The organism is Methanobrevibacter sp., assembly GCF_045646205.1.
Classification (GTDB): Archaea; Methanobacteriota; Methanobacteria; order Methanobacteriales; family Methanobacteriaceae; genus Methanocatella.
In genome coordinates this window covers 23364-40023 of sequence record NZ_JAZRKF010000059.1, presented here as the reverse complement: position 1 = coordinate 40023, position 16660 = coordinate 23364, and the positions used below count along the sequence as shown (strand labels likewise).

The following is a 16660-nucleotide window of genomic DNA, read 5'->3' as shown; positions in this document are numbered from 1 at the left end:
TGGTTTATTTTTGGTTTCATGAGAATCGATTATAAGAAAAAATTCTCCACGATTGCATGAATTAAAAAACAGTATATCAATTATAATCCGTAAATTATAACATCATATACACTGTTACATATTAACTTAAATTTTATTAACTGATATCTATTCTACTAAGATATCATCATATTTTCCAGCATCTACGTCTTTTTGTGCTTCTCTTGGGTCTTTACCATCTACAGATAATCCCATACTTACACAGGTTCCCATGACTTCTTTGGTAGCTGCTTTGTAATCGTTTGAAAGTAATGAATCGAATTTCATTCTTGCGATTTTTAAAGCAGTCTCGATTGGTAAGTCATTGACAATGTCTAAACCTGGTTCGTGAGAAGCTTTTTCGATGCCTAATTCTTGCATGATTAACGCTGTAGTTGGTGGAGTACCGATTTCAATTTCGAAATCTTTAGTATCTCTGTCAATGATAACTTTAACAGGTACTTTCATTCCTGCAAAGTCAGCAGTTTTACTGTTAATTTCATCAACTACTTGCATCATGTTAATACCGAAAGGTCCTAAAGCTGGGCCTAATGGAGGTCCAGGAGTAGCGCTTCCACCTTCGATAAGAACTTCGACTGTATCTTTAGCCATCAGTCAGCCTCCTTTTGAATTATTCTTATTTGATCAGCTTTAACAGTAACCGGAATTGGTACTGCTGCTTCTATTAACTCAAGAACAACTTCTTCACGTGATTCATCAATACGAACCACTTTAGCTCTTTCACCTTTAAATGGACCAGAAATAAGTTCAACAATACTTCCTTTTTGAATTGAGGAAATAATAGGTTCTGGTTTCAAGAATCTTTTAGCTTCTTCAAAGGTAATACCGCCTTTTCCTTCGACAACACCTCTTAAGTGCTGTACTTTCAAGTTAGGATTTCTTAAATCTATTTTTGTTTCAGATTCAACTAAGATATACCCTTTTAAAGATTCAGGTACAAGAATTGATAAAATACCTACACCAGGCATTTTAGCTTTACGTGCTAAAAGTCTAGCAACATTTCTTTCCTGACCTACAGAGGTTTTAAGAGCATATATGGAACTATTAGTATCTTCCATGAAAAATTCACCTATTTCAATATTCTTATTGTTAATAAAATCATATATTAAGTTAAAAGTTATTATAAAAACAATGTAACAAGATAAAAATAATCTTGCAAAATAGATTTCTATAATATGAATATATCTATAAATTATAGTATATATAGTTTTCAAAAAAACGAGATTTTGAAAATAAAAATTAAAATTTCATTATAATTAAATTGGGATCAAAAATAAAAAAATTAAAGAATAGTTTTATAAGCCAATTAATTGACCAACAATAACTATAACAAAACCAATAACACCGATAACTAAAATACCTAATGCAGTAATTTTAGCAAATTCGAAGTATTCAGCCCTATCAGGTTTTCTTGATACTTTTAATACTCTTTTACTATCTTTAACAAATTTATCCAAACGTTCTTGTACATTCATTTAAATACCCAAAATAAAAAATTTAGTAAATTACAATAAAATAATAATATATTAATTTATAATTATATTGCTTAATAAAGTTTTCTATAAAACCCAAAAAAATATAAAAATTTTAGGATGGATTTAGAAAATTCCATCAATAAAATCATCTAATTGATCATTGGTACTTTGAGCTTCGCCAGCAGATTCCTCATTATCATCTTCAAAATCAATGCTGGAATCCCCATCACCATTTTCAATACCTGACACAACAATAGTTGTTCTGACAGTACTTTGTAATGAAGGATCAAGTTGAGCACCCCAAATAATATTAGCTTCAGGGTCTAATTTATCAGCAACAACTTGCACGATTTTTTCAGATTCATGTAATGTTAAATCTTCACCACTGGATATGTTAATTAATGCTCCAGTAGCATTGGAAATATCAATATCAAGTAAAGGACTGCTTAATGCTTCATGTACGGATTCTAATGCTCTGTCTCCAGAGTCAGATTCACCCATACCAATCATTGCCATACCGGAGCCTTCCATGATACTCTTAATATCAGCGAAGTCTAAACTTACAATACCTGGTTTAGTAATTAACTCAGTGATACCTTTAACAGCTCTTCCTAAAATTTCATCAGAAACTAGGAATGCTTTAGTTAACGGTAAGTTTGGAGCAACTTCCAGTAATTTATCATTAGGGATAATAATTACGGTATCCGCTGCTTCTTTAAGTTTTTCTAAACCGTCATCAGCATTATTTCTTCTTCTAATACCTTCAGCTGAAAATGGCATAGTAACAACAGCTACAGTTAAAGCACCTAATTTTTTAGCGATTTTAGCGACGATTGGTGCTGAACCAGTACCGGTTCCTCCACCAAGACCGCAGGTAACAAATACCATATCTGCGCCTTCAAGTGATTCTCTGATTTCATCTTCGGTTTCTTCAGCACATTCCTCACCAATACTTGGATCTCCACCGGCACCTAATCCCCCAGAAGTTTTTCTTCCTAAAAGGATTTTTTTATCAGACTTACTGTAGTATAAATCTTGTGCATCAGTATTTACAGTGATTGTTTCAGCACCTTCAATACCGATTTCGGATAATCTTGAAATAGTGTTGTTTCCTGCACCACCTGCACCAACAACGAAAATATTAGTTTTTTGGATAAATCCGATGAGATCTTCATCAATATCGGACGTAATAGTTTTTTTGGAATCTACTTTTTCCATTCTTTCTTCGGATTCTTTGATTGCATCATCTATAAATTTCACGAATTAACCCCACATACTCTACTTAAAAATAATTGTTAAATATTTCTGTTTAAACTAATATTTAAATGCAACTATCTATTAAAAAATTTCTATGAAAATAGAAATTAATCTCTCGGCATCGCTATAATTTCATGTATTTTCATATTGAATAAATCTTTGGCATTAGCCGGAGTTAATATAACTGCAGTGTCAACACCAGAGCCTCTGCCACCTATAGCTATGATTTCTTCACCTACATTAATCAATCCTGCATCTGCAGCCATTATTGATATTTCACAGGCCACTTTTACACCATGAGAAATCATACGAAGTGTATCTGAAACAATATCCAAAGGAGCAAATCCGCCATATTTATTGGTTACTCCACGATTTGCACCGCTGAAAGCATGACATCCAACAAGTGTGGTTATTCCCTTTTCCTCAAGATCATCAATCATTTCATCACTGATTTCCAATGCGTTTTCTTCCTTAAATCCTGCATGATGAGTTACATTAATAATTTCGGCATCACCATCTATTGCATCATACAATTTTAATGCAGATTTTCCGGTTGCAGAAGCAATAACGATAGTATCAATATCATCTGAGGCATCTAATCTTTCTTTTACAGCAGCGACTAATTCATCGGTGTAGTCTTCACCTTCTTTTTCAAAGTATGTAATTTTCATCTAATCTCACCTTTAAATATAATATGATATAATATATTATTTTAATATGACTGATGAAAATATAAAGCATGTGATTAACGGGGATTATATGGTAATCCCGATAGAAACAGGATATATAAAACCAAATGAGGATTTAAACTCAATAATAAAACCTGCCCGTGAACTTATGGAGGACGGAGATTATTTGGTTATTGCAGAAACACCTGTTTCAGTTTCACAGGGCAGACTGGTTGATGAAGCCGAATACGCACCATCACTTACGGCAAAATTCCTAACGACCGTATGGAGCAAATATTTATGGGGCTACATTTTAGGACCCCTCTTAAAAATCAAGAAAAGAACAATTAAAAATTTAAGAAGACTTCCAAAAGAAACTGAAGCCCATAAAGAAGTTGTTCTGCAATTGTACGGCCTGAAACATGCACTCAAACCGGCTTCAGAAGCGGGAATTGATCTAAGTAATGCTCCCGGAACCTGCGTTTCCCTTCTTCCGGAAAATCCCGAAAAGGTAGCATGCGACATCAAATCAGAAATCGGGAAAGAAGTCTGTGTGATGATTATAGATACCGATGCCACATATATGAAAAACGGAAAATACTTTACAGGTCTTCCAATAGCTATTGATGGAATTGAAGCCGACAAAGGATTTTTTGGATATGTAAAAGGCCAATTGAGTGAAAATATGGGTTCAACACCGCTGGGCTGCAGCGAAAAGATGGAAGTTGAGAAAGCCTTAAAAATTGCAAACATCGCCGAAGATTATCAGAAATCATTATCCACAGAAATGAAAACCATCCATAGTGTAAAAAAGGTTCTTGGAACTTCAGAAACTGGAGTGACTATTGAGGCTCTTGACAGCATCACACATACCCCTGCTGTTATCATAAGAAAAATTAACTAACTTTTTATAATAGAAAAAACATAATTTATATATTATTGTTTTAGGGGTTATTAAATGAAAAATAATAAAATTACTAACAATTTTTTAAAGAAAGTTGTAGGGCCAGATAATTCAGACAATGCCAAAAAAATTTTAAGAAAATTAGAATCCGGTGTTGCAAGTGAAGAGGAATTATGTAAAAAAGTTAACCAAAAAGATATAACCGAAGAAACCATCAATAAACTATTAAATAAACTTCGAGAAGTTTCAATTACTGAGTGCGAAGAAAAAGAAGACCCTGAAACGAAAACAGAAATTTTGTGGAAATTCGATGAAGAAACAATGAATCAGCAAATCGAAGAATTTAGCCCGCAAAATGAAATAATCAACAATCCAATTACAACTGACTTTTTAGAAGAAAAAGTGGACAGTAACGATTTAGAATATATCAAATACATCATTATAGCATTAATAGACGGCATTGAAACCGATGAAGCAATACACGATCAGACCGACATTAAATTAAATACTGTCAGAAAACTGCTTTACAAGCTACACGATGCTTCAATTGCTAATTACAAAAGAAATAAAGACCCTGAAACTCAATGGTTCACATATACATGGAGATTTGAAAAAGAAGAATACATTGAAAAAATTACCGAGTTTTACACAGAAAGGTTAAATGAAAGAGAATCAATACTTGAAGACCTTGAAAATAACTTATATTTCATATGCTGTATGGAACCGGAACACTTCAAAGGAGATTATACCGAATCCTCAGAATATGAATTCTACTGTCCTGTATGTGATTATGAGTTAGAGCCTTATGATGCTGAAGCAGAAAAAACATCACTACAAAAAGAAATAAATAAAGATAAAAGGAATTTCAAGAAATTTGAAGCTTCAATTAAAGAATAAATTGATATGATGGAAATTGAAATTCTTAAAAAGGAAAAAACACCACAAAACGTTATAGATCACTCTATAGCAGTATGTAAAAAAGCATCAAAAATAGCTCAAAATTTCCCCGAAGCAGATTTGGAGCTTATCCGGAAAGGTGCATTGCTGCATGACATAGGCAGGTCCAAAACCCACGGCATCAGACATGCTGTTGTAGGCGTTGAAATAGCCAGAGAATACGGCTATGGCGAAGATGTTTTAAATATTATTGAAAGGCATATCGGTGCCGGCATTACCAAAGAGGAATCCAAATACCTGGACCTTTTTGAAAAATCCTACGTTCCTGAAACTTTAGAAGAAAAAATCGTTGCACATGCAGACAATCTAATCAGCGGAACAGAGGAAGTTGATGTTGATTTTGTAATAAAAAAATGGAAATCAAGGATGGAATACCCTGATGACAATATAAAACGTTTGATTAAACTTGATGAAGAATTAATGCAAGGATGATTAATGATGAAAGTAATATGTTCAAGTGAAGAATCTTTATATCGGCCAGAAGCCGTAAGATGGAGACAGAGAATGGAATTAATGAAACCTGTTGGTGACAGCGTTGTTTTGCTTCCATGCAGTATGAAAAAACCTTATTCCAATTCCAAATCCCATCAGACATTCAGAAAAGTTACCCGTTCATTTCAGGAGCTTATCGTAACTTCCCCATTTGGAATTTGTCCAAGAGAACTGGAAAATACTTTTCCTATTCAGTCTTATGATGTTAGTACTACCGGTTCATGGTCTCAGGACGAAATCAGAGAAACCGGACAGCTGATTAAAAAATATTGTGAAGGCAAAAATGTCATTGCCCATCTTCACGGAGGATATCTTGAATCATGTGAAGCATATTTAGACGATTTTACACTGACCTGTGTTGATGGAAAACCTACTTCACCGGATTCCATTTACAAATTAAGGATGGAACTTAAAAATCACAATAAAATCAACAGAAGAGACAAGGTTTTAAATGAACTCAGATCAATTGCCGTTTACCAGTTCGGTCCAAAAGCCCGTGATTTTATTCCCGACAATGTAAAAGCAAAAGGAAGATATCACAAGAAAATAACTGTTGATGGTACCCAGATTGCGATGCTGAATATGGATTATGGTCTTTACCGACTGAATCTGGCCGGAGGAGAAATCCTGAAAGATTTGGATATTAACATTGTAAACATTGATTTTAATCTGGAAACAAATACTGTTTTTGCTCCAGGAATCAATAAGGCAAGCCACAATATTGTTCCAAACGACGAAGTTGTTGTCGTAAAAGACTATGAGGTTGTAGGTGTCGGAAAGGCTGTTTTAACCGGTCGTGAGATGGAGCAATGTTCAAACGGTATCGGCGTTAAAATAAAACATCGCGTGAAATAATTTTCAAAACAAAAATTTAAATATATTAACATATCAACATAAGATATATTAGTTGTTATATAGATTACTAATAAATTTTTAGAGAGGTGACTATTAAATGTCAGAAGAATTAGTTAATTCAATTAGAGATGCTGTTTCCGTCATTAATGACCCACACATGGGAATCAGTATTGTTGAAATGGGACTTGTAAAAGATATTAGTGTAGATGGTGATCAAGCAAAAATCGTTATTCAACCAACAAACCCTGGTTGTATGAGTGTTACTCGTATTGCTGCAGATGCTAAAGTTCAAGCTGAAAAAGTTGAAGGTATTTCTAACGCAGAAATTATTGTTGAAGGCCATGTAATGGCAGAATCAATTAACGAAATGATTAACAGATAGATTTATTTTTCTTTCAAGTTAGTTATAATTAATTAACTTGAAAATATCTGATTTTTTACAAAAAAGTCCAAAAAACCAAAAGATTTATATATATACCATTACCAAAAATATATTTGTTGTTACATAGGCTAGTGGCACAGCATGGTTAGCGCGCTCGGCTGATAACCGGGAGGTCGTGGGTTCGAATCCCATCTAGCCTACTTTTCTAGACTGTTTTTTTCGATAACTGTTTTTACCTGATAATTTTATCTAAAATTTTTTAAGCTGACATTTTTTTCAAATCATTTAAATAGCAAGTTCTACATAATATATCTTAAATGTACAAAAAAGTGTAATAAGGGATAAAAATGTGGGAAATAATCGAAGAAAAATTTAAAAAATACCCTGCAAGAATGAGGGTTGCTGAAAAAATGATAGAATTAGGTCTTTCCGTTCATGAAGACGGAAAAGTTTACTGTGGAAATTTAAAAATAAGCGATAAATCATTAGCTACAGCAGCAGATGTCGACAGAAGAGCAATAAAATCTACGATTGAAATTATACGGGAAGATTCCCAACTATTTGATTTATTCAAAAACATTATCCCTGCCGGAACACTACTTAAAAATGTAGCAAAAATAATAGATTTGGGCGTAATCGAAATAGCTGTCGGATCAGATAACGAAGGAGTTCTTGCTGCAACAACAGATTTAATTTCAAAAAATGGAATTAACATAAGACAGGCTTATGCAGAAGACAGTGAAATGCAGGAATATCCTATCCTTACAGTAATAACGGACAGTCCTATAAATGGCGATTTGTTAAATGAGTTTTTAAAAATAAAAGGTGTCAATAGAGTTTCAATCTATTGATTTGCATTTGCTTCCATTTTTGCCTTTTCAATTTCCTTATCTTCTTCTTCAAGAATATCCAATAATTCTTCCCAAGCTTCTAAAGACTCTTTAGCAGCTTCTTCAGATAATTTTTCAATAGCATAACCAGCATGGATTAAAACATACTCACCGATTTCAACATCCGGAAGCAAATCCATTTTAGCAGCCTGTCTTGCTCCACCAAAGTCAGCATATAACACATTCTCTTCCCTATCAATTTTAACAATTTGTGCCGGTGCTGCAATACACATATTTTTCATCTCCAATAATTAAATTAATTAATACTTAAAATATATTATTAATTATTAATAAAATTATCTAAAAGGTGATGAAGTGAAAAATATCGTAATAGGATCCGGGCCTGCGGGAAGATTAGCTTCTTACGAGCTGGGAAAACTTGGTGAAGATGTTACTTTAATTGAAAAAAAGCACATAGCCGGCACTTGCCTTAATGAGGGGTGCATGGTTGTTTGTGCATTGACCGATATCTCAAAATTTATTGATTCCAACAGACGCTTTAATGAGTACGGATTTATTAAAAGTCAGATTGATGTCAGTTATGATAAAATCGTTTCCAAAATTAAAGAAACACAGGAAATGCTTAGAAAACTGAATCAGATGGAAAATGAAAGTGTTGGAAACAATGTCATTTATGGGGAAGCCAAAATTAATGAAGATGTCGTTGAAGTTAACGGCGAAAGTCTGGAATACGACAATCTACTGATAGCAACCGGTGCAAGACCGCAAATTCCTGATGTAAAGGGAAGCGAATACGGATTGACCAACAAGGATATTTTAAAACTGGATGATGTTCCGGACAAATTAAATATAATTGGAGGAGGCATTATTGCCTGTGAAATAGCTAACATATACTCCACTTTAGGAAGCAAAGTCAATGTCATTGTAAGAAGTGAATTTCTAAAAGAAATCGACATTGATGCAAAAAATTATATTTTAAAACATCTCATCAGTGACGTTAATGTAATGGAACATACAGGCATTAGTGAATGCGGAAAAAATAAAGTTGTATTGTCAAACGGCGATGAACTGGAAGGAGTTCCATTTTTTGCAACGGGAAGAGTTCCAAACTCCGAAATTGCACAGGGCTTTGTTGATTTGAATCCCGACAATACCATTAAAGTTAATGAATTTATGCAGACTTCAAGAGATAATGTATATGCTGCAGGCGATGTTACCGGAGGTTGGCAACTGACACCAGTAGCAAGAATGGAGGGCATTTGTGCTGCAAGAAATATGGCAAACTACCTGAATAAAGTAAGCTACGAGTCAGTTCCTCAAAGCATAAGTCTGAATACCGAATTCAGTTTTGTTGAAAATGAAAAAATCGGAGATGTGGAAACTGAAACTATTTCCCTGCCTGCAATTGCCGGACCGGGTGCATTCTGGAAAATACTTACCGGAGATACAGGTTATGCAAAAATAGAATTTGATAAAGAAAACAATAAAATCAAAAAAATCAACTCAATATCACCGTCATCAGTAAGCGATGTTGCATATTTATCCTATCTTATGAGAATCGACTCACCGCTGGATGAATATTCAAATTTCCTAGAAATACATCCGTCTACCGATACGAATTATAAAATTATTAAGAATTTGTGGTTATAACTCTATTTACCACAAACATCTATTATTTTTTGTGCCAAACTAGGTTTTGCATCCAACAGTTCTTCAGCGTACCTGTCTGCACTGTCCTTTATTGCTTCATAATTTTCAAAAGCAGTTAAAATACATTCGTTAGCATCTTCCATTTCTGATTCCAAAATAGCTCCTTCAAAGATACCTGCAATATTGTGATATCTTCCCCATTTGATTTTCGTTATGGTTACAATAGGAACCTTACAGGCCAGAACCTCTTCAATCATGACTCCGTCATCAGTAAGGACAGCCAAATCAATATAATTATAAAGATGATTTAACCAGTCGAGAAAACCCAAATAAATAACCTTATCCTCATTAATCATATCCATATATTCATCATGCATGGGATAACCTATTAAAAGAACATTATACTCATCAGTGAAGTCAGCGAAATTATTTGCCGCTTCAATCATGCCTTTAAAAAGAGATGAACCTGAAGAAAATAAAATAGTCTTTTTGTTTTCATCAAACAAGGGTATTTCCTTAAGTTTTTCCAAAGCAATTGCACCGTCACCGGAATCCACATCATCATCCAAAGGATAAAATGTTTTGGATAAGTTATCCGGCAAGTTATTTTCTCTGAATAAATAGTATTCAGGTAAAATTATGGAATGGTTTAATTTCGGACAGACTTTCATGTCCAAAGGAGTACAGCATAATGTAGCGCAAGGTTTTCTGGCCAATTTAGCACCGACACTGGCCACAATAGATCCTCCGCCAATAATACCTACAACAAAATCAACACCTAATTTTTTAATTAAACTTCTTGCCTTGAATGTTGCAGTAAACATTTTAAAAGCGGCTTTAATGGAAGACGCCTTAGTTGCGGCGTGACCTCCCGCCTGAGGGATTGAAATTTTATGCCATGTCAGTCCTTTCTTTTTAAAGAGAACACCCGGAGCGGATTCGTCAAGTGCGATTTCACATTGAACACCCTTTTTTTCAAGAGCCGTGATTACATTATATCCAACGACAGCATCTCCACCCAATCCTCTTCCAGTGATAATAACCAATGCTTTCACTAAGGATTCCTCCTAAGGGATTGGGGCTCTTTTGGAATAATAGCCTCCGTATGAATAGCATAAGGATTGAATAAAAGTCTTCTGAAACCTAAAGAAATTAAAATTTCGTTGTTAACTTCATACTGTTTGTCTCTAAGAACCCATTTGCGGACTAAATCTCCTAATCCCCCTCCAGTTAAAACATCCATAACATAATCCCCGAATGTAGGATCAAGAAGTCTTAAGCGTTGTCTGAAGAATACTTTAAGGGTGCTTCTTCTAACGAATGCAGTAAAGCATACTGTAAATATTGTGAGTAAAACGGTCCACCAGAATCCTCCGACCATATAAAATGCAATACCCAATGTTACAGCAAATGTATGATTACCAACTTCACCCAGCATTATTTTACCGGCAAAGTCAAGCGGGCAATAAGCAAGACATACTACAAAGAGAAGTAATGGAGTGTATGTTGCCGGAAGCTCATTGATTGGAGCAGATCCCACAATCGCCATGAAGATTACAGTAATTATTGACATTACCATTGTAACCATCGCACAGGATCCTGGCTGCATGTCTGAAATGTTTAACGGCTGGATTAAAAATGCGATAATGATTGATGAAAAACCATATCCATGAATAAAACCAACGAGCATGACCAAAATCATTCCAACACCACGTGAGAATTGGCCGATTTCAATATTCATAAAACTGAATTTTCTTCTACCGAAAATATCATCTATAAAAGCAAAAATACCGATGATTAAAACTAAATCATTATATCCAGGCAATAAATAAAAAGATAAAATTATAAAAGGAATAATTCCAACTCCACGAGGGATTCCGCCCCTCACATTAGGATATAAGTTACCCAAATATCCTCTTTTACCCAGAAATCTAAATAAAGCATCTACAAATGTTGTTCCTAATGCACAAACAATAAAAACAAAAATAAATGCAATAACCATCGACATGTACATAATACTAACTCACTTAAATATTTATCACTTATAAGTTATAATAATAATCCTATATATAATCTATGATAAGCTATATCTTAAAATGGCAGCAATACCGCCCAAACTTTCCAGTTGCTTGCCTCCATCATGTTCACAGCTGATAACCATTACTTCACCTTTCATGTTTTCAACCATGTCCATCTGCTGACCCAAATTATTGGTTGCAACCATCTTATCCAATATCAGCAGTTTTTCAACAGCTCCAAGGTTAATGGCATGAGTTGTTTCTCTTAAACCGTATGCCACTTTAGATGAATTTTGAGCAATCTGTTCTAAAAGGTCATTAACGGCAACCATTTCACTGGCCACCCTATTTTCAACAGTAAGCTTTTCAACGGTACCTTTCTTTAAAACTTCGTGGATTCCTACTCTTCCACCGGTTCCGGTACTTTCTATAATGGATTTTTTAGCCAGATCTTTATGCTTGTCTTTTAGATAATCATAGAAGTCATTTTTATAAAATCCCGGGCCTGCAATTATAATATTTTGAATTGAATCGAACTTATTGATTGAATCTATTATGCTTTCATAGAATTTAATGATATTTTTATTTCTGTTTTTGTCCAAAATGCGTTTTCCAGAAATGTTTCCCTTAACGGGACCATAATATTCAATTCCGAATTGTCTCATCAAACCCATCGTTGCAGTATCGTCTTCAATGACTACAATGATGGCGGACAATTTTTTGGAAGCATCAATTGCCTGTTTCAATCTTTTTAATGCCCATTTTGGCCATTTCAATTTTTTTATAGTTAATGGAGTGTTTAATTTTACCTCCAAAGTATGATGTGAGCCCAAAGGAATTAAATCTTCAGGACCTCTTGTAATAACTCCGGTTAATCTTAATTTTCCAGTAAATAAATGGAAATTAATGCCTTCAACATCAATGCCTAAGTAAAATGTCTTTTTTACACCCCTGTCACTTCTTAATTTATCTCCAGTATTATCCTGAATACGACGGGTAGTCTTTGATGAAACGTTGTCTGTAACTTCCACAATATGTGACAAGTGCCATAAATCATCCAATGTTTCCGGAATAACTTCAATAATTCCATCTTTTGTATTTTGTTTAAGTATTTTCATTGTACTAATTATTTTTATATGTAATGTTTATTAAAGTTATTAATATGAAAATTGGAATAATAGGCGGAACTGACGGTTTAGGAAAAACCCTGGTATATTACTTTAGAGATGAATTTGACGTGACAATAACTGCAAGAGACCATAAAAAAGGTCAAAAAGTTGCAGAGGAATTGAATGTTAATTATATTGAATCCAATAAAGAATTAGCCAGTTCCAGTGACATGCTGATAATATCCGTGCCTATTAATAACACCCCATCCGTTATCCGTGAGGTCGCTCCGTTCATGAGAAAGGACTCCGTTATGATTGACGTTACATCCGTTAAGGAAGAGCCCCTAAAGACAATGGAAGAATGCCTTCCGGACAACGTGGAATACATTCCAACCCACCCAGTATTCGGTCCGAGAACAACGGAACTGGATAATCAGGTGATTGTTCTAACGGCCCCTAAAAAAGGCAAATGGTATAAAAAAGTATATGATTATCTTGAAAGCAAAAACATGAGGATAATCGAAACTACTGCTCAGCATCACGATTATATGATGAGTATAGTCCAGGTTTTAACCCACTTTTCATTTATTTCAACAGCTTCGGCTATGGAAAAGTTAAAAGTCGACATTAATGAAACCGAAGATTATGAAAGTCCAATTTATAATCTGATGATTGATATGATTGCACGTATTGTATCACAAAATCCATACTTAACCTATTATATCCAAACAATGAACAACAATGGTCCGAAAATCAGGAAAGCCTTCAGTGAAGCTGCAGAAGAACTTAGAAAGGCCATTGACAATAATGATGATAAAAAATTCGTTGAAATAGCTATAAACGCTACAAAAAATATGGGTGATATTCAAAATGCTTTGGGTATGAGTGATAAGGCAATAAGTGCATTGAGTCATGAATATAGTCTGCTTAACGAATCAATCGGTAAGGAAATTGCTCTAAAACATATTTACTCAGGAAAAGTCCACATTGGAGTTTTAGAAAAAGTAGACGGGAAAACTGCAATTCTGGATAATGGAACTAAACTTAGAATAGCTAATATTGATGTTTTAAGCGATGAAGAGCTGTATCAGTGGAAACTGGACAACATCAAATGGAAAAAACAGTCCATCAGCTGCATTTTCAGAGAAAACGTAACTCCAAACATTATTGTCGAAACCCTGGAAAAAGTAGACAATGTAATTAAAGTGGCATTAACCGACATTTACGACGGCCCACAAATTGAGGAAGGCTTTAAAAGCTTAACGTTTGAAATAACAGCACTTTCAAAAGAATCCATCAACGGCGTTAAAAACATTTTAACAGGATTCGGTGGAGTTTTAAGATAGTTACCTTTTTGCTTCACCACACCATAAACTCCACAAGATATCCGTCACCATCAGACAATACATTATGCAAAAACACCCCATTGTTGAAAGAGGAAAAATTTTCGAAAAATACTATTTGAGAGTTATACTTCAAGTGAAAAAAAATGTTCGTTTTTAAACAAACAAATATTAAAGTAATAAAAAGTAATTAAATTTTAAAATTAAATATAACATAAGAAAAATAAATAATTTAAATTAATAAAAAATAAAATAATTTAAAATATAAAAATACTAATATATAAATAATTATATGAAAATTAAAGCTTTAAAAATTCTTATAAAAAAATTTTTTTAACCGAAACGTTTATATAGTAAAACTTACACACTATATTTGTCAAAGTTAAAATGACAAAGCTACAGAAAAAGTAGCTAAATTTCTTATCATACTAATCAAACTTATGGAGATGATATCTATGACTCAAAATGAAAAAACTTTAAAAGTTGCAGAAGCCCTTTCTCAAAGGGAAATTGGTCAAGGTATTGCAAGAATTGATCCTAATGTAATGAGTGAATTAGGATTAAACGAAAGAGACATTATTGAAATCAACGGTTCTAAAAAAACCGCAGCAATCGTACTTCCTTCACAAACCGACATCGGCCTTGGAGTTATAAGGATTGACGGATTAGTCCGTAAAAACTCCGGTGCTACAATCGGAGGTGAAGTAACAATCAAAAAAGCAAAAGCCGTTGAAGCTAAAAAAGTGGTTTTAGCACCAACTGAAGATAATATCCGTGTACAGGGAGATGTACGCAGTTTATTCCAAGGTAAAGTAATGATGAAAGGTGACATTATCGGATCTCAAATCAGAGCTCCAAGACCAAATACCGGATTCAACAGCCTATTTGATGAATTAATGGACTTTACCCCAGCAATGAGAGAAATCAGATTCGCAGTATTATCAACCCAACCTGGAGGAATCACTGTTGTCGGACAGAACACAGAAGTCGAACTTCACGAATCCCCAGTTGACGTAAGCAAACTCGAAGGAGTAACCAACCTCGTTGATGTAAGCTATGAAGATATCGGCGGTCTTAAAGAAGAAGTTAAAAAAGTAAGAGAAATGATTGAAATTCCTCTTAAAAGACCGGAATTATTTGAAAAATTAGGAATAGCTCCTCCAAAAGGAGTGTTAATGCACGGTCCGCCAGGAACAGGTAAAACATTACTGGCTAAAGCAGTGGCCAGCGAAAGTGATGCTCATTTCATCCTGATTAACGGACCTGAAATCATGAGCAAATATGTCGGAGGATCTGAAGAAAACCTAAGGGAATACTTCGAAGAGGCTGAAGCAAACTCCCCATCAATTATATTCATTGATGAATTAGATGCAATAGCTCCAAAAAGAGAAGAAACTAATGGAGAAGCTGAAAGAAGAACTGTTGCTCAATTATTAACATTAATGGATGGCCTTAAATCAAGAGGCCAGGTCGTAGTTATCGGTGCAACAAACAGACCTGACTCCTTAGATCCTGCTCTCAGAAGACCTGGAAGGTTTGACCGTGAAATAGAAATCGGCGTTCCTGATGCTGATGAAAGACGTGAAATTCTAGAAATTCACACAAGAAACATGCCTATTGAAGAAGACGTTGACTTAAATAAACTAGCAAATACAACCCACGGATTTGTAGGAGCAGATTTAGAATCATTATGTAAAGAAGCGGCTATGAGAGTAGTCAGAAGGATACTTCCTGAAATCAGAAATGATGATGAAGAAATTCCGGAAGAAGTCCTTAAAAAAATCATTGTAACAAAAGACGACTTCAAATCCGCATTAAAAGAAATTCAACCTTCAGCACTCAGAGAAGTATTAGTGCAGGTTCCAGATGTGAAATGGGACGATGTCGGAGGACTTGATGATGCCAAACAGGAATTAAAAGAAGCTATAGAATGGCCTTTAAAATATCCTGACAACTTCCAGAGATTAGGAATAAAACCTCCAAAAGGAGTAATATTATACGGAATTCCTGGAACAGGAAAAACATTACTTGCAAAAGCAGTAGCCCATGAAAGTGAAGCAAACTTCATTTCAATTAAAGGTCCGGAACTTTTATCCAAATGGGTTGGAGAATCCGAAAAAGGAGTTAGGGAAGTATTCAGAAAAGCTAAACAAACCGCTCCGACAGTAATCTTTTTCGATGAAATCGATTCCATTGCAAGTACAAGAAGTGGAAACGATGGAGATAGTGGTGTGACAAAAAGAGTCGTAAATCAATTATTAACTGAAATGGACGGTCTTGAAGAACTTGAAGATGTAGCAATCATTGCAGCAACAAACAGACCAGACATCATTGATCCTGGTTTAATGAGGCCTGGAAGATTCGACAGACACATAAAAGTCGATACTCCATCCGAAGAAGCAAGACTTGCAATCTTTGAAGTCCACACAAAAGACATGCCATTAGCAAGTGACGTTAATCTCAAAAAATTAGCAAAAGCAACTGACGGTTATGTCGGTGCTGATATCGAAGCCGTATGTCGTGAAGCAGCAATGCTCACACTAAGAAATGATATGGAATCTTCAGAAATTCCAAATAAATATTTCAAAGAAGCTATAGAAAAAGTAAAACCTGCAAACAACGCAGATGAACAGTTAGTCCAATATATGTAAGGAAGCACC

18 protein-coding genes and 1 tRNA gene are annotated in these 16660 nt (G+C 34.5%); 10 read left to right on the top strand and 9 right to left on the bottom strand.

The genetic code is table 11. The features are described 5' to 3' along the window. Nucleotides 1-147: 147 nt before the first annotated feature. From ACKI44_RS09910 to ACKI44_RS09890, 5 genes are all read right to left on the bottom strand, one after another. Nucleotides 148-630 (bottom strand): 50S ribosomal protein L11, encoded by a 483-nt coding sequence (locus ACKI44_RS09910; RefSeq protein WP_407423936.1) that lies wholly within the window; start codon nt 628-630, stop codon nt 148-150. After that, nucleotides 630-1097 carry a transcription elongation factor Spt5 gene (locus ACKI44_RS09905; RefSeq protein WP_296798221.1) on the bottom strand — a complete coding sequence of 156 codons (468 nt, stop codon included), beginning with the start codon at nt 1095-1097 and terminating at the stop codon, nt 630-632. Before ACKI44_RS09905 ends, ACKI44_RS09910 begins: the two co-directional genes overlap by 1 nt. A gap of 237 nt (nt 1098-1334) precedes the next feature. After that, on the bottom strand, nt 1335-1514 hold the full coding sequence (locus tag ACKI44_RS09900; protein WP_407423933.1) for a protein translocase SEC61 complex subunit gamma: 180 nt from the start codon (nt 1512-1514) through the stop codon (nt 1335-1337). A gap of 123 nt (nt 1515-1637) precedes the next feature. Then, nucleotides 1638-2774: a cell division protein FtsZ gene (gene ftsZ, locus ACKI44_RS09895; RefSeq protein ID WP_407423931.1), complete on the bottom strand. Its 1137-nt coding sequence runs from the start codon at nt 2772-2774 to the stop codon at nt 1638-1640. 104 nt (nt 2775-2878) lie between these two features. Next, on the bottom strand, nt 2879-3442 hold the full coding sequence (locus ACKI44_RS09890; RefSeq protein WP_407423929.1) for a pyruvate kinase alpha/beta domain-containing protein: 564 nt from the start codon (nt 3440-3442) through the stop codon (nt 2879-2881). A 46-nt stretch (nt 3443-3488) separates the two neighbouring features. Between ACKI44_RS09890 and ACKI44_RS09885 the strand changes: the two genes are divergently transcribed. From ACKI44_RS09885 to ACKI44_RS09855, 7 genes are all read left to right on the top strand, one after another. Further along, entirely contained in the window at nt 3489-4343 is an 855-nt protein-coding gene (locus ACKI44_RS09885; protein WP_407423927.1) for a coenzyme F420-0:L-glutamate ligase, read from the top strand. A gap of 54 nt (nt 4344-4397) precedes the next feature. Beyond that, nucleotides 4398-5240 carry a hypothetical protein gene (locus tag ACKI44_RS09880; RefSeq protein WP_407423925.1) on the top strand — a complete coding sequence of 281 codons (843 nt, stop codon included), beginning with the start codon at nt 4398-4400 and terminating at the stop codon, nt 5238-5240. Between the two features lie 9 nt (nt 5241-5249). Beyond that, on the top strand, nt 5250-5732 hold the full coding sequence (locus tag ACKI44_RS09875; RefSeq protein WP_407424030.1) for a TIGR00295 family protein: 483 nt from the start codon (nt 5250-5252) through the stop codon (nt 5730-5732). A gap of 6 nt (nt 5733-5738) precedes the next feature. Continuing rightward, nucleotides 5739-6647 (top strand): DUF5591 domain-containing protein, encoded by a 909-nt coding sequence (locus tag ACKI44_RS09870; RefSeq protein WP_407424028.1) that lies wholly within the window; start codon nt 5739-5741, stop codon nt 6645-6647. 97 nt (nt 6648-6744) lie between these two features. Then, nucleotides 6745-7029 carry an iron-sulfur cluster assembly protein gene (locus ACKI44_RS09865; protein ID WP_407423923.1) on the top strand — a complete coding sequence of 95 codons (285 nt, stop codon included), beginning with the start codon at nt 6745-6747 and terminating at the stop codon, nt 7027-7029. A 125-nt stretch (nt 7030-7154) separates the two neighbouring features. Then, nucleotides 7155-7229: transfer RNA gene (locus ACKI44_RS09860), tRNA-Ile, on the top strand. A gap of 147 nt (nt 7230-7376) precedes the next feature. Further along, a complete protein-coding gene (locus ACKI44_RS09855) occupies nt 7377-7880 on the top strand; it encodes an amino acid-binding protein (RefSeq protein WP_407423921.1) in 504 nt (167 codons plus the stop codon). Here the strand turns inward: ACKI44_RS09855 and ACKI44_RS09850 are convergent. Next, nucleotides 7874-8152, bottom strand: a complete 279-nt coding sequence (locus ACKI44_RS09850) for a HypC/HybG/HupF family hydrogenase formation chaperone (RefSeq protein ID WP_407423919.1) — start codon at nt 8150-8152, stop codon at nt 7874-7876. The genes ACKI44_RS09855 and ACKI44_RS09850 overlap by 7 nt on opposite strands. Nucleotides 8153-8234: 82 nt before the next feature. Here ACKI44_RS09850 and ACKI44_RS09845 point away from each other — a divergent pair, with 82 nt between their 5' ends. After that, nucleotides 8235-9530 carry an FAD-dependent oxidoreductase gene (locus ACKI44_RS09845; protein ID WP_407423917.1) on the top strand — a complete coding sequence of 432 codons (1296 nt, stop codon included), beginning with the start codon at nt 8235-8237 and terminating at the stop codon, nt 9528-9530. A gap of 2 nt (nt 9531-9532) precedes the next feature. Here the strand turns inward: ACKI44_RS09845 and ACKI44_RS09840 are convergent, their stop codons facing one another. The 3 genes from ACKI44_RS09840 to ACKI44_RS09830 form a co-directional block, all read right to left on the bottom strand. Beyond that, entirely contained in the window at nt 9533-10585 is a 1053-nt protein-coding gene (locus ACKI44_RS09840) for a glycosyltransferase (protein WP_407423915.1), read from the bottom strand. Beyond that, entirely contained in the window at nt 10585-11538 is a 954-nt protein-coding gene (locus tag ACKI44_RS09835) for a cell wall biosynthesis protein (protein ID WP_407423913.1), read from the bottom strand. The genes ACKI44_RS09840 and ACKI44_RS09835 overlap by 1 nt, the downstream gene beginning before the upstream one ends. Before the next feature lie 66 nt (nt 11539-11604). After that, nucleotides 11605-12666: an mRNA surveillance protein pelota gene (locus ACKI44_RS09830; RefSeq protein WP_407423910.1), complete on the bottom strand. Its 1062-nt coding sequence runs from the start codon at nt 12664-12666 to the stop codon at nt 11605-11607. A 44-nt stretch (nt 12667-12710) separates the two neighbouring features. Here ACKI44_RS09830 and ACKI44_RS09825 point away from each other — a divergent pair, with 44 nt between their 5' ends. Continuing rightward, complete coding sequence (locus ACKI44_RS09825) at nt 12711-14003, top strand: prephenate dehydrogenase (protein WP_407423908.1); 1293 nt, start codon at nt 12711-12713, stop codon at nt 14001-14003. Between the two features lie 452 nt (nt 14004-14455). Next, complete coding sequence (locus tag ACKI44_RS09820) at nt 14456-16651, top strand: CDC48 family AAA ATPase (RefSeq protein WP_407423906.1); 2196 nt, start codon at nt 14456-14458, stop codon at nt 16649-16651. The last annotated feature ends 9 nt before the right edge of the window (nt 16652-16660 follow it).

Coding starts and splice junctions, on each gene's coding strand:
- ACKI44_RS09885 (WP_407423927.1), top strand. CDS start 3,489: ATGACTGATGAAAATATAAAGCATGTGATTAACGGGGATTATATGGTA.
- ACKI44_RS09910 (WP_407423936.1), bottom strand. CDS start 630: ATGGCTAAAGATACAGTCGAAGTTCTTATCGAAGGTGGAAGCGCTACT.
- ACKI44_RS09900 (WP_407423933.1), bottom strand. CDS start 1,514: ATGAATGTACAAGAACGTTTGGATAAATTTGTTAAAGATAGTAAAAGA.
- ACKI44_RS09855 (WP_407423921.1), top strand. CDS start 7,377: ATGTGGGAAATAATCGAAGAAAAATTTAAAAAATACCCTGCAAGAATG.
- ACKI44_RS09865 (WP_407423923.1), top strand. CDS start 6,745: ATGTCAGAAGAATTAGTTAATTCAATTAGAGATGCTGTTTCCGTCATT.
- ACKI44_RS09905 (WP_296798221.1), bottom strand. CDS start 1,097: ATGGAAGATACTAATAGTTCCATATATGCTCTTAAAACCTCTGTAGGT.
- ACKI44_RS09830 (WP_407423910.1), bottom strand. CDS start 12,666: ATGAAAATACTTAAACAAAATACAAAAGATGGAATTATTGAAGTTATT.
- ACKI44_RS09825 (WP_407423908.1), top strand. CDS start 12,711: ATGAAAATTGGAATAATAGGCGGAACTGACGGTTTAGGAAAAACCCTG.
- ACKI44_RS09850 (WP_407423919.1), bottom strand. CDS start 8,152: ATGTGTATTGCAGCACCGGCACAAATTGTTAAAATTGATAGGGAAGAG.
- ACKI44_RS09870 (WP_407424028.1), top strand. CDS start 5,739: ATGAAAGTAATATGTTCAAGTGAAGAATCTTTATATCGGCCAGAAGCC.
- ACKI44_RS09875 (WP_407424030.1), top strand. CDS start 5,250: ATGGAAATTGAAATTCTTAAAAAGGAAAAAACACCACAAAACGTTATA.
- ACKI44_RS09835 (WP_407423913.1), bottom strand. CDS start 11,538: ATGTCGATGGTTATTGCATTTATTTTTGTTTTTATTGTTTGTGCATTA.
- ACKI44_RS09820 (WP_407423906.1), top strand. CDS start 14,456: ATGACTCAAAATGAAAAAACTTTAAAAGTTGCAGAAGCCCTTTCTCAA.
- ACKI44_RS09880 (WP_407423925.1), top strand. CDS start 4,398: ATGAAAAATAATAAAATTACTAACAATTTTTTAAAGAAAGTTGTAGGG.
- ACKI44_RS09890 (WP_407423929.1), bottom strand. CDS start 3,442: ATGAAAATTACATACTTTGAAAAAGAAGGTGAAGACTACACCGATGAA.